Source organism: Streptomyces sp. TLI_053, from assembly GCF_900105395.1.
Classification (GTDB): Bacteria; Actinomycetota; Actinomycetes; order Streptomycetales; family Streptomycetaceae; genus Kitasatospora.
The window spans coordinates 6,928,531-6,940,963 of sequence record NZ_LT629775.1 but is presented as its reverse complement, the minus strand read 5'-3'; the positions used below and the strand labels follow the sequence as shown (position 1 = coordinate 6,940,963).

The window sequence follows — 12,433 nt, the reverse complement described above, 5'->3', positions numbered from 1 at the left end:
CGGAGACACATGTCCCAGGTCACCAACACCACAGGTCTCGAGGCCGACTTCCAGAAGTCGTCGTTCAGTGGCGGCAATGAGAACTGCATCGAACTCGCGACCAACCTCCGTCATTTCGTTGTCGTCCGGGACTCGAAAGACCCCTCGGGCCCAGAACTCCTCTTCACCTCCGACGCCCATACCGCGTTCATCACTGCGGTTGCCTCGGGCGAGTTCGACTTCGACCTCTTCTGACCACAGTCGACCCCGCCGTTACGGCCCGCCCGCCAGGCATGGCGGGCGGGCCGTCGACGCTCCGAAAGGTCTCCGTGACGCCCTCCCCCGACCCCATCGACATGACCCGCCGCCAACTCTTCGGCGGCGTGGCCGAGATATACGACGCGGTCCGCCCCGGCTACCCCGCTGTCCTCGTCTCCGCCGTCCTGGACTACGCCGCCCTCGGCGACCGCCCCGCCCTCGAGGTCGGAGCAGGCACGGGCAAGGCCACCGTCCCGTTCGCCACCGCCCTCACCAGCCCGCTCACCTGCGTCGAACCCGACCCCCGCATGGCCGAGGTCCTGCGCCGCAACACCGCGGCCCACCCCCACGTCCGCATCGAGGTGGGCAACTTCGAGGACCGGCAGCCCACCGACACCCGCTTCGGGCTGCTCTTCGCCGCGACCTCCTGGCACTGGATCGACCCGGCCCGCCGCTGGAACCTCGCCCACGAGGCCCTCGCCCCCGGCGGCACGATCGCCCTGTTCTGGAACCCCCTGGGCATCCGCGACCCCGCCCTCCACGCCGCCCTCACCGAGGTCGACCGCCGCCACGGCCTCACCCACACCCCGCACGCCGTCCTCGCCTCGGCCTTCGGCGACACTCCTGGGCACTGGCCCGACATGCTCGGCCACTGGCCGGCCGTCGACTGCGCGACGGACGACCGGTTCACCGACCTCCGCTCACTGCGCTTCCGCGAGGAGGCTTACTACGGGACGGCCGACTACCTCGCCTACCTCTCCTCCCTCTCGATGTACGCCGCCCTCCCCTCCGACCACCGCGCCCAGGCCCTCGCCGACACCGCCGCCGTCCTCGACTCCCACGGCGACGGCGTCCCGGTCGAGCACATCCACGACCTCTTCCTCACCCGCCGCCACTGACCTCCGCGCCCGCAACGATCCACTGCCCCACCCCACAGCGCGGGCCCTGCCGACTCGGCAGGGCCCGCGCCGCCCTGCGCAGGAAGTCGGCGCATCCGACTTCCTGCGCAGGAATCCAGGGCCTCGGTCCACCCGTCGGCGGAACGGCGCAGCACCACGAGAGGTCCACCAGGACGTCGGTCCCGAGGTCCTGCCTTCAGGACCTCAGCTGTACGGGTTCCAGTCACCCAATCGCGCGAGCAGGTACCGGGTGTCGTCCTCGTTCAGGCCGAACGCGGCGGCGGCCTCATCGGAGCTCGCCTTGGCCCGCACGTCGTGGGCCGGCCAGTACCCGGACCGGACGGCGGTCACCTCCAGCAGCCTGGCAGCCCGGACGGCCGCCAGCGGCGACTGCCGGGCCAGCTTCTCGATCTTCTCCGAGACGAGGCGCAGCAGGTCGGTGATGTCCTCCGGGACGGCGACGGCCGACTTCTCGACCGCGACGGTGTGCCCGTCCCACCATTCCGTCTCGCATTCCTCCGCGAGGTCCCAGGCAGCGGCCCGGAGGTTCTGCTCACCGATCTGCTCCCAGTCGAGCGGGTGCTCGTTCCCGGTCCAGCCGCACGAGCACACGGCACGCAGGGCGTGTGCCCTGGGCGTGAGGCTGAAGCGGCCGTCGTAGACGCTCCACTCCGAGGTGGTGTGCCCGCCCCCTCCGGACGACAGGGGGAAGTGCGCGGGCTGCGGGACCGTGCCGTCGGGCAGGAGCACGCCGATGGACCCTTCGTGCGAGGACCCGAACTCGTCCGTGGTCCACGTCTGCCGTTCAGCCATCGACGGTCCTCCGTTGTCGGCCCGCTCGGCACGGGCCGTTCGCCGCGCCTCGTGGGCAACGATCCCGCAGCGGGCACCGGTTCAGCGGCGAAACGCCGAAAGTCCCCTCCTCCGCGCGCCCGGGCGACAACGCCCGGGGAAGAGCCTCGAAAGAATTCTTCGCCGGGCTGTCACATCCGGTGCGGGTGGCGGGTCAGTGGAGTGTTCGAGCAAGTGCGGCAGGGGCGGGGCGGGAGTCGGTCCGCCCGTCTCCCGCCACTCCCTCCATCCGAATCAGGGGTATTCGTCATGTCCGTCGCCCACGTCGTCCTCGCCGTTGTCAGCGCTCTCTGGGTCGGCTTCTCCGGTGTCTCGCTCGCCCGGCGGGCGGAGTTCGTCACCCAGCCGCTCGTCGAGTACGGGGTGCCGCGTTCGTGGTGGGGCCCGCTGGCGCTGGCGAAGCTCGCGGGGGCGGCCGGCCTGCTGGTCGGCCTCGCCGTCCCGGCCCTCGGTGTCGCCGCCGCGATCGGCCTGATCCTGTACTTCCTCGGCGCGGTGATCACCTGCCTGCGGGCCCGCTCCTTCAAGACCGTGGCGTTCCCGCTCCTCTACCTCGCCCCCGTCGCGGTGACCCTGGGCCTGGGCCTCGCCTCCTGACTCTCCGGTGCCGGAAGCAAGCAGGCAACCAGCCAGGCGCGGGCAAGCACGCGCAAGCCACAGGAGAACCACGATGCTGAAGTTCGCCACCCCCGCCCCGCTCACCGCCGCCGTCGACGTCCCCGCCGCCTCGGTGCGCTTCGTCGCCGCCGAACGCGCCGACACCACCGTCGAGGTCCTCCCCGCCGACGCGTCGAGGAGCCACGACGTGAAGGCCGCCGCTCAGGTGCGGGTCAGCTGCGGCGACGGGGTGCTGCGCATCTCGGCCGAACCGGCGAGGAGCCGGGCCCTGGGGAGCGCCGGGAAGGTGGCGGTGACCGTGCGGCTGCCGGCCGGCTCCCGGGTCCAGGTCACGGCAGCGCTCGGCGAGCTGCGCGGCGTCGGCCGCCTGGGCGAGGTCACCTTCGAGGGTGCCCACGGCCTCGTCGAACTCGACGAGGCCGCCGGCGCCCACCTCACCGTCCAGTCCGGCGACATCCGCCTCGGCCGCCTGACCGGCCCGGCCCGGATCAGCACCCGCAGGGGCGACCTCACCGTCACCGAGGCCACCGGCGGCGCGCTCGACCTGCGGACCGGGCACGGCGACATCACGGTCGGTGCCGCGCGCGGCACCTCCGCCACCCTGACCGCCGCCACCGGCCGGGGCCGCGTCCACGACGGCCTGACCAGGACCGGCGCCACGGGCCCGGCCGCCTCGGGCCTGGCCGTCACGGCCACCACCGCTCACGGCGACATCGCCGTCCGCACCCTCTGAACGGATGCGGACCCCCGGGGTCAGGCCGCGACGAGCTCCCGCTCGCGGTCCGGCGTCCTGCCCCCCTTGGGCTTCCGGTTCGGCAGCGAGAGCCGGAAGACCTTGTGCCAGGCGGAGAACACCTGCTTGGGCAGCGGCCCGGTGACGTACACCAGCTCGTACTTCTCGAACAGCGCGCGCACCTTCACCGCGACCTCCGCGTACCGGTTGCTCGGCAGGTCCGGGAACAGGTGGTGCTCGATCTGGTGCGACAGGTTGCCGGTCATGAAGTGCATGGCCTTGCTGCCGCTGATGTTCGCCGAGCCCATCATCTGGCGCAGGTACCACTGGCCGCGCGTCTCGCCCTCGATCGACCGGCGCTCGAAGACCTGCACGCCCTCGGGGAAGTGCCCGCACATGATCACCGAGTGGGTCCAGAGGTTGCGGACCAGGTTTGCGGTGAACGTCGCGGCGAGGGTGGTGAGGAACGACGGGCCCGACAGCAGCGGGTGGACCACGTAGTCCTTGAGCACCTGCTTGCGGATCTTGCGGCCCACGGCCCTGACCCGGGCGCGGAACTCCGGGTTGTTGCGGCGGCGCTTGCGCAGGTTCTTGCCGAGCTCCAGGTCGTACGCGGCGATGCCGTACTCGAAGAAGCAGGCGTTGAGGAAGTTCCACAGCGGCTGGCCGAGGTGGAACGGGTGCCACCGCTGGTCCTCGTCGACGCGCATGATGCCGTAGCCGAGGTCGTTGTCCTTGCCGATCACGTTGGTGTACGTGTGGTGCAGCTCGTTGTGGGAGTGCTTCCACTGGTCGGACGGCGAGACGTGGTCCCACTCCCAGGCGGTGGAGTGGATCTTCGGGTCCCGCATCCAGTCCCACTGGCCGTGCAGGATGTTGTGCCCGATCTCCATGTTGTCCATGATCTTCGCCACGGACAGGCCGGCGGTGCCGATCAGCCAGGCGGGCGGGAAGATCGAGAACAGCAGCACACCCCTGCTGGCCAGCTCCAGCTTGCGCTGCGCCGAGATGACCTTGCGGATGTAGGCGGCGTCCTTCTCGCCTCGGTCGGCGATCACCTCGTCGCGGATCGCGTCCAGCTCGCGGCCGAGCTCCTCGATCTGCTCCGCGGTCAGGTGGGCGGTGGGGTCGATGGCGGTCACGTTGCCTCTACCGTTCGATGTCGCAGGGGCCCGCCGCGGCGGACACACAGGTCTGGATGAGGACGCCCGGCTCGGCCTCGGTGATCTCGCCGGTGCGCAGGTCGCGGACGGCGCCCGCCTTGAGCGGGGTGACGCAGCCGAAGCAGATGCCCATGCGGCACCCGGACGGCATCAGCACCCCGGCCTCCTCGCCGACAGCCAGCAACGGCGTGGTGCCGTCCGCGTCGACGGTCCTGCCGGTGGTGCTGAACGTGACCGCGCCGCCGGTGCCCTCCCCGGCCTCCCCGGCCGCCGCGGCGGCCGGGCGGAAGCGTTCGGTGCGCAGGCGCTCCGGGACACCGTGCCCGGCCCAGTGCTCCTCGGCGGCGTCGAGCAGGCCCGCCGGCCCGCACGCCCAGGTCTCGCGCTCGGCCCAGTCGGGCACGAGCTCACCGAGACGGGCGAGGTCGAGCCTGCCGTCGGTGCCGGTGTGCACCTCGACGAGCCGCAGCTTCCCGTCCGCGACCAGGCCGTGCAGGTCTTCGCGGAAGATCACGTCGTGCGGCCGCGGCGCGGAGTGGACCATCACGACGTCGTCGAGCCCGGTGTCGCGCAGCATGCCCATCACGGGGGTGATGCCGCTGCCGGCCGTCAGGTAGAGCACCTTGGCGGGCCTGGCCGCAGGCAGCACGAAGTCACCACCGGCCTGGTCGAGCTGGACCAGCGTGCCCGGTTTCGCCCCGCGGACCAGGTGGTTGCTGACCTTTCCGCCCGGGACCGCCTTCACGGTGATCGTGATCCGGCCGTCCCGGCGGTGCGTCGGCGACGTGAGGGAGTAGGTGCGCCACAGGCGCACCCCGTCGACGTCGACGCCGATCCGCACGTACTGGCCGGCGGTGTGGCCGCGCCAGCCCCGGCCGGGCCTGATCACGACGGTCGCGGCGTCCGCCGTCTCGGGGTGCACGGCCTCGATGCGCCCCCGCAGGTCGGCGCCCGCCCGCAGCGGGCTGACCAGGTCGAGGTAGTCCGACGGCAACAGCGGCGTCGTGACCGTCTCCAGCAGTTTCCACGCCCTGCTGCGGAGGGCTGTACTCGTCATGGCTCCAGCTTCATACGCCCCTCGGGGTAAAGTCTTGTCTGCAGGACGTGAATCCGGTCAGCCGAATTGTTCGCAGGGAACAACACCATGGGTCATGCCATTCGGAGCGCCAGCGAACTGGCCCTGGACGGGACGACGGTCACCGCGCTCCGGGCCGCGCTGGGTACCACCGCCGACGAGGTCGTCCAGGCGATCATCGACGAGGTCCCTCCCTACGCCAACGCCCTCTCGGGCCGCATGGGCGTCACCATCCGTCGGGCCGTCCGCACCGCGCTCGGCCACTACCTCGACCTGGCGAGCGGCAGCACCACGGGCGGCGACGCCGGGGACGCGGCCTACGAACTGGGCCGCGGCGAGGTCCGCGACGGCCGTTCGATGGACGCCCTGCTCAGCGCGTACCGGGTCGGCGCCCGGGTGGCCTGGCGCAGCCTGGCCGCGGGCGCCGTCCCGGCCGGGCTGCCCGCCGCCGAGGTCGCCAGGTTCGCCGAGCTGACGTTCGCCTACATCGACGAACTCTCCGCCGCGAGCGCCGCGGGCCACGCCGACGAACTGGCCGCCCGGGGCCGGGTGCGCGAGCGCCACCTGGAACAACTGGCCCGCGACCTCCTCGCCGACGCGAACCCGGACGTCCTCCTCGCCACCGCCCAGCGGGCCGGCTGGCCGCCCCCCGGTTCACTGACCGCGGTCCTGCTGGCCGCCGACCAGGCCCGGCCGGCCCACCGCTCGCTCGACCCGAACACCCTCGTCCTCGACGATCTGCCGGACGCCTCCGGCGTGCTGCTCGTCCCCGATGCCGACCGGTCGCACCTCCTGCGGCAGCTGACCGACCGCACCGCCGTGGTCGGCCCGGCCCTGCCCTGGACCCGGGTGTCCGCCTCGTACGCACGGGCCGCACGCGCACGCTCCCTCTCCCCCGACATCCGCGACACCGAGGACCACCTGCCCGAGCTGGTGCTGAGCGCCGACCCGGAGGCGTTCGCGGACCTCCGCGCCCGGGCCCTGGCACCACTGCACACCCTGCCCCCAGCGACCGCGCGGCGCCTCGAGGAGACCCTGCGGGCCTGGCTGCTGCACCAGGGCCGGCGCGACGAGGTGGCGGCGGCCCTGTTCGTCCACCCCCAGACGGTCCGGTACCGGATGTCCCAGCTGCGGGAGCTGTTCCCCGACCTCGGCTCACCGCAGCGGGTCCTCGAACTGACCCTGGCGGTCGGCCTCCGGACCGCCTGACCCGCCCCGACGGGAGTCCTAGCGCCGCCCTCGACCCGGCGAGTGCTGCGGCACAATCCCAGGATGACCGGCAAATGCATCACGTATCGCACGGCGGACGGGCTCCACATACCCGGCACCTGGCGGCACGCCTTCATCCGCAGCGGCGACCATTACTTCCTCACCGACCTCTTCATCTACGCCGACGGACTCGTCGACTGCTGCGGGCTCGTCACGGTCGAGGAGTTCGAGGAGAAGCTGCGCACCGGCTGGGTGGCCACCAGCCTTCCGGAGGGCGGCAAGGCCTCCGCCGACGACTTCGGGGAGTGGAGGTTCGGCGAGCCGCGAAGCTGGATCACGCCCGCACTCCTGCTCGCCGAAGTCCGCGACACCATCGACCGGCTGAACGAACGACCCGACTCCATCGGACGCTGCCTGGCCGCCGTCGACGTCTTCCTCGCCGACCGGACCGAGGAGAACCGGGCCGCGGCCCGAGCCGCGTTCCTGGCCGTCCCGGAGACCAGGCGGAGCTACGCGCTGGGCGACATGGACATCAAGGACCGGCCGCTGCGACTCCTGCTGGCGGGGCCCGGCAACCGGACCTGTCTGTCGTACGACGGAACGGTTTCGCAGGAGGACTACGACAGCGCCCTCGCGTACTTCGACAAGCGCTGGACGGCCGGGCCGACCACCCGCGTCCCGGCGGACGGACCGGCGACACCGCAGGCCCCGACCGTCGTGCTCCCGCACTCGTTCACGATCCGGCAGGTGGACGACCCCGGAAAGCTCGGCCTGCGGCACGACTACCCCGCCCCGATCACCGTCTCGGGCGCCGACTATCCCTCCGTCACCCACGCGTACTGGGCCCTGTCGGTCGCAGATCCGGAGACCCGACAGGCGGTCGCCGCCGCGGGGACCGCCACCGCGGCACGCAAGCTCGCGACCGAGGCCCCCCGCCACGAGGGCTGGGAACACGCTCGAACCGCCGTCATGGCACTCCTGCTGCGCGCCAAGTACGACCAGCACCCCGATCTGGCCGAGATCCTCCTGACGACGGGCGACGGCACCGTGATCTACGACGACATGAACTCCGCGTTCTGGGGCGACAACGGGGGCCACGGGCGCAACTGGTCGGGGCGCCTGCTCGAACTCGTCCGCTCCGAGCTGCTGGCACGACGAGCGGGGGTCCCGGGGATCTGAGCGTGCCCGGCGCCGTACCCCGCCCGTCCCCGCCGAGGTCGGCCTCGGCGGGGACGGAAAAGCGGCGGGCGTACCGTCCTCACACCGCCGGGGCGCCGGCCTGGACCCCCGTGAAGGCGAGCAGGCGGTGCCAGGCGTCGGTGCACGCCTCGCTCCAGTCCTCGGCGCTGTCGTCGAAGAAGGAGTGCGGGGCGCCCTCGTACACCTTCAGCTCGTACTCCTTGCCGGCCCGCTCGAGGCGCCCGGTGAACTCCGCGAACTCCTCGTGCGTCGTCACCACGTCCTCCCCCGCCAGCAGCATCAGCAGCGGTGCCGTCAGCTGCTCCGCCCGGTCGCCGAAGAAGCGCGGGACTCCGTAGAAGCCGGCCGCGCCGGCCAGGCCGAGGCCGGCGGCGGCGAGGCGCCAGGAGTAGGAGCCGCCGAGGCAGAAGCCGACGCCGAACACCGGGTCACCGCTCCACTCCCGCAGCTTCGCCAGGGCGGCGGCCGCGTCGGTCTCGACGTGGGCGGGCTCCAGCAGCGGCATGTGGGTGGCCCAGTCGAAGTCGGCGTCCCGGCGGGACAGTCCGGCCGAGCGGCCGTAGAGGTCGAACGCGATGACGTGGAACCCGGCCTCGGCGAAGCGCCGGGCGAGCTCCTCGTAGAAGGGGTGCAGGCCGCGCCGGTCCGGCAGGAGCAGGATGCTGCGGCCGTTGGGGACGCCGGGGGCGGCGCGGAAGGCGTTGAACCGGTTGCCGTCGGCCGCGGTGATCTCCAGCCGGCCCTCGTCCGCGACGGTCCCGGTGACGACGGGGGCGGCGGGCGGGCGGCTGTCGGTGGGGTGGCACATGGGAGTTCCTCAGCAGGTGGGACGGTGCGGGAGCCGGCGGCTCCCTCGAACACGTCCCAGCCTGTCCGGGCCGGACCCGACCGCCCAGGCCCCGCTGTTACGGGTACTGCCAGGGCCACCCTGAGCACCGGTCGGGCCGCCCGCGCCGGTCATACTGGCCCGCATGGACGATCACCACGGTTTCGGGGAGTTCCTCCAGGCCCGCCGGGCCCTGGTCACCCCGCAGAGCGCCGGGCTGCGCGGCGGCGGACGGCGCCGGGTGCCGGGGCTGCGGCGCGAGGAGCTGGCGCAGCTGGCGGGGATCAGCGTCGAGTACTACCAGCGGCTGGAACAGGGCCGGGCGAAGCACCCGTCCGACGAGGTCCTCGACGCGCTCGCCGAGGCGCTCCGGCTGGACCGGGTGGAGCGCGAGCACCTGCACCGCCTCGCCCGGCCCGGCCGGAAGGACCGTCCCGCCGACGGGCCCGCGCCGGACCGGGCGGTGGCGGCCCGCCCGGAACTGGTGCGGCTGCTGGAGCACGTACGGGTCCCGGCGATGGTGCTGAGCGACCGCCTGGACGTGCTCGTGCTCAACCCGGTCGCCCAGCGGCTGTTCGTCCACGGCGCGTCCGCCGCGCCGGGCAGCTGGAACCTGGCCGTGTTCCTCTTCCTCGCCCCCGAGGCGCGGGAGTTCTACGTCGAGTGGGACCGGCTCGCCGCCGACACCGTGGGCCAGCTCCGCGCCACCGCCGGCCGCCACCCCGAGGACCGGCGACTCGCCCGGCTGATCGACCGGTTGCGTGCGGAGAGCGACACCTTCCGGCTGCTCTGGTCCCGGGCGGACGTCGAGGTCCGCACCCACGGCACCAAGAGCTTCCGCCATCCGGCCGTGGGGACGCTCACCTTCACCTACGAGACCCTCGACCTCTCCGGCCCGGAGCGCCAGCGCCTGGTGACCCTCACCCCCGTCCCGGGCGGGCCGACCGAGGCCGCGCTGCAACTCCTCACCACCTGGGCCACCGACTCGACGGTCCCGCCCGCCCGCCAACCGCAGGACGCCTGAGCCCCAGGACGCCTGAGCCCCAGGACGCCTGAGCCCCGGGGCGCTCCGGGGCGCGCTGGACGGTCTGACCGGCGAACACCGGCTCGCGGGCGCCGTCGTCGAGGTGGTCGATCCCGCTTGCGGGACGTGGGCCGGAGCGAGCGGCACGGCCGACGTACGGACCGGCCGGCCGGCGAGCGCCGCCGACCGGCTCCGGATCGGCAGCGTCACCAAGACCTTCACCGCCACCGTCGTCCTCCAACTCGCCGCCGAGGGAAGGCTGTCGCTGGACGACACCGTGGCGGACCACCTGCCCGACCTGGTCCGGGGCGGCGGCTACGACGGGCGCGGCATCACCCTCCGCCAACTCCTCCAGCAGACCGGCGGACTGCCGGACCACGCCGACGCACTCGCCGACGCGGACGTCGACTGGCTGCGTCACCACCATTTCGAGCCGGAGGAGCTGGTGGCGGCGGCCCTCGGCCTGCCGCACCCGAAGCCCGGCTGGCACTACTCCACCACCGACTACGTGCTCGCCGGGCTCGTCGTCGAGCAGGTCACCGGCCGGAGTGCGGAGGACGAGGTCACCCGGCGGATCATCGACCCGCTCCACCTGCACGACACCTACTGGCCCGGGGACGCCGAGGACATCCGCGGCCGCCACTCGCACAGCTACTTCACGGCCGAACGGGACGGCAGGCCCGTCCGGGTCGACGGGACCCGCTGGAACACCTCGGCGGGCGGCGCGGGCGGCGCGCTGATCTCGACGCCCGCCGACGTCGACCGCTTCCTGGGCGCACTCCTCGGGGGCCGCCTCCTGCCCGCCGGACAGCTCGCCGAGATGCTCAGCACCGTGCCCGGCGACCCCGAACGGCTCGGCAGCGAAGGCCGGTACGGGCTCGGCCTGATCACCGAGCCCCTCTCCTGCGGCGGCGTCCGGACCGGCCACACCGGCTCCACCAGGGCCGGCCATCACATCGTCACGGCCATGGCACCCGGCGGACGGCGGGCCACCGTCGCCGTCAACGAGTCCCCCGCCACCGACGCGGCCGCGAACGCCGTACTCGCCGCCCTCGACACGGCCCTAAGCGCTCCCCGGCCGTAACGGCGGGCGGAGCGGGAAGTCGGCGGGATCGACTTCCCGCTCCACCTTCGCACCGGTCGGCGCTGACGCTCCGCAGCCGGATCCCCCGGGTTACGTGACGGTGGCCGCCGGTTTCGTGACGCTTCCGGGTGACCGGTCCCTGCCCCGGGCGCGGTAGGCGCGGGAGCGGCAGCGGGAGGAGCAGTAGGTGGGCGGCCTGCCGTTCGGGCGCTGCTGCTGGGCGAGCGACTCGCCGCAGGCGGGGCAGCGGGCGTCGGCGGCGGGATCCCCGGAGCCGGGCGCGCCTTCGGGCGGGGGCGCGGGCGCGGCCCCGGGCGCGCAGTCGGGCGCGGCCGGGGAGGGCGTCGACGCCGGTGCCGCTGCCGCTGCCGGTGCCGGCGCCGGTGCCGGATGGGCGGTGAGCCCCTGGCGCTCGGCGAAGACACCGGCCTGGAACCTGCTGTGCGCCCCGAGGCCCTCCAGGATCTCGGAGACGTGCCGACGGCAGGTCCGCAGCGAGATCCCGAGCCGGCGCGCGATCGACTCGTCCTTGAGTCCCTTGGCGAGCAGGACGAGGATGCTCTGCTTGACGGTCACGGCGATGTCGTGCGCGGCCTGCGGTCCGGTCGCGAAGGGGGTGGCGTTCTCCCAGTCGCGTGCGAAGACGTCCAGCAGATAGGACAGCAGGTCGGGTTCGCGGATCACGAGCGCGCCGCCCGACCGGGCCGGGAGCAGCGCCAGCGCCCCGTCCACGATGATCATCTGGGGCAGGACCTCGGGCAGGGTGCGGATCTCGGCGCCCGCGCCGATGAGCTGCTCCGCGTGCAGCCTGGTCGGCTGGTCGAAGCGGGTGGCGTGCTGGTACAGGCTGCGCATCCGGACGCCCCGGCCGAGCACGGCCAGGTCGCGGGGCAGGGCCTCCCGGAGCGCGGCCGGCGGGAAGGAGCCACCGTGCTTGGACACCAGGACCTCGCTGCGGCAGGAGTCGATGACGTCGCAGAGCAGCGCGCGGACGGCGAACTTGTCCGGCAGGTGGTCGATGGTGCCCTGCGGGTAGGCGTGCTGACGCGCCTGGAGGTAGACGGGCACCAGGGCCGCCAGGCCGTCGCGCTCCTGCTGGATGCGTCGGCGCTGGGCGCGCAGGGCCTCCTCCTCGGCCCGCAGGGCGGCGTCGCGGTCGGACAGCAGTTGCGCGGTGGCGGCCTGGGGGCTCACCGGCTGCCAGCCGACGGGGGCGGCACCGGGAGCCGCGGGCGGGAGGACCTGGAGGAGGCAGGCCTCCGTGAGTGCCGCGAGGGCCCGCCGGCAGTCCGTCTCGCCGATGCCGGTCTCGACGGCCGCCTGCGCCAGGGTGGCCGGGGTGAGCCGCCCGTGCACGACGGTCCAGCGGTAGAGCGTGACGGCCGCGCTGTCGACGCCGGGGATCGTGGCCGCGGCGTCGGCCGCCACTTCGGTCTCGGCTTCCATCGCATGCCTCCTAAAAGTGCCTGGCAGGCTCATGATCCCTGGCGAACGGTGCACGGACCATCCGCCG

The 12,433-nt window shown here is 73.3% G+C and carries 13 protein-coding genes; 8 read left to right on the top strand and 5 right to left on the bottom strand.

What is annotated here, in order from left to right; translation table 11 throughout:
* Positions 1-9: 9 nt before the first annotated feature.
* Both BLU95_RS28945 and BLU95_RS28940 read left to right on the top strand, forming a co-directional pair.
* Positions 10-234 (top strand): DUF397 domain-containing protein, encoded by a 225-nt coding sequence (locus tag BLU95_RS28945; protein ID WP_093862559.1) that lies wholly within the window; start codon positions 10-12, stop codon positions 232-234.
* A gap of 101 nt (positions 235-335) precedes the next feature.
* A complete protein-coding gene (locus BLU95_RS28940) occupies positions 336-1,136 on the top strand; it encodes a class I SAM-dependent methyltransferase (RefSeq protein ID WP_159425029.1) in 801 nt (266 codons plus the stop codon).
* A gap of 204 nt (positions 1,137-1,340) precedes the next feature.
* Here BLU95_RS28940 and BLU95_RS28935 read toward each other — a convergent pair whose 3' ends face one another.
* Positions 1,341-1,949, bottom strand: coding sequence for a hypothetical protein (locus BLU95_RS28935; RefSeq protein ID WP_093862557.1), 609 nt, complete (start codon positions 1,947-1,949; stop codon positions 1,341-1,343).
* A gap of 288 nt (positions 1,950-2,237) precedes the next feature.
* Between BLU95_RS28935 and BLU95_RS28930 the strand changes: the two genes are divergently transcribed.
* The gene (locus tag BLU95_RS28930; RefSeq protein WP_093862556.1) at positions 2,238-2,585 is read left to right on the top strand and encodes a DoxX family protein; all 348 of its coding nucleotides are present in this window, start codon (positions 2,238-2,240) and stop codon (positions 2,583-2,585) included.
* 73 nt (positions 2,586-2,658) lie between these two features.
* The gene (locus BLU95_RS28925) at positions 2,659-3,339 is read left to right on the top strand and encodes a DUF4097 family beta strand repeat-containing protein (RefSeq protein ID WP_093862555.1); all 681 of its coding nucleotides are present in this window, start codon (positions 2,659-2,661) and stop codon (positions 3,337-3,339) included.
* 20 nt (positions 3,340-3,359) lie between these two features.
* On the opposite strand, the gene BLU95_RS28920 is transcribed toward BLU95_RS28925, so the two are convergent.
* Positions 3,360-4,481: a fatty acid desaturase family protein gene (locus tag BLU95_RS28920; protein WP_093862554.1), complete on the bottom strand. Its 1,122-nt coding sequence runs from the start codon at positions 4,479-4,481 to the stop codon at positions 3,360-3,362.
* A gap of 7 nt (positions 4,482-4,488) precedes the next feature.
* Entirely contained in the window at positions 4,489-5,559 is a 1,071-nt protein-coding gene (locus BLU95_RS28915; RefSeq protein WP_093862553.1) for a ferredoxin reductase, read from the bottom strand.
* 87 nt (positions 5,560-5,646) lie between these two features.
* Here BLU95_RS28915 and BLU95_RS28910 point away from each other — a divergent pair, with 87 nt between their 5' ends.
* The gene (locus BLU95_RS28910) at positions 5,647-6,786 is read left to right on the top strand and encodes a PucR family transcriptional regulator (RefSeq protein WP_093862552.1); all 1,140 of its coding nucleotides are present in this window, start codon (positions 5,647-5,649) and stop codon (positions 6,784-6,786) included.
* Positions 6,787-6,849: 63 nt separating this feature from the next.
* A complete protein-coding gene (locus BLU95_RS28905) occupies positions 6,850-7,965 on the top strand; it encodes an NADAR family protein (RefSeq protein WP_093862551.1) in 1,116 nt (371 codons plus the stop codon).
* Positions 7,966-8,044: 79 nt separating this feature from the next.
* Here BLU95_RS28905 and BLU95_RS28900 read toward each other — a convergent pair whose 3' ends face one another.
* Positions 8,045-8,794 carry a dienelactone hydrolase family protein gene (locus tag BLU95_RS28900; protein WP_093862550.1) on the bottom strand — a complete coding sequence of 250 codons (750 nt, stop codon included), beginning with the start codon at positions 8,792-8,794 and terminating at the stop codon, positions 8,045-8,047.
* A gap of 163 nt (positions 8,795-8,957) precedes the next feature.
* Here BLU95_RS28900 and BLU95_RS28895 point away from each other — a divergent pair, with 163 nt between their 5' ends.
* Complete coding sequence (locus BLU95_RS28895; protein ID WP_093862549.1) at positions 8,958-9,836, top strand: helix-turn-helix transcriptional regulator; 879 nt, start codon at positions 8,958-8,960, stop codon at positions 9,834-9,836.
* Positions 9,837-9,864: 28 nt separating this feature from the next.
* The gene (locus BLU95_RS28890; protein WP_093862548.1) at positions 9,865-10,920 is read left to right on the top strand and encodes a serine hydrolase domain-containing protein; all 1,056 of its coding nucleotides are present in this window, start codon (positions 9,865-9,867) and stop codon (positions 10,918-10,920) included.
* A gap of 90 nt (positions 10,921-11,010) precedes the next feature.
* On the opposite strand, the gene BLU95_RS28885 is transcribed toward BLU95_RS28890, so the two are convergent.
* Entirely contained in the window at positions 11,011-12,366 is a 1,356-nt protein-coding gene (locus BLU95_RS28885; protein WP_107452609.1) for a helix-turn-helix transcriptional regulator, read from the bottom strand.
* Between the last annotated feature and the right edge of the window lie 67 nt (positions 12,367-12,433).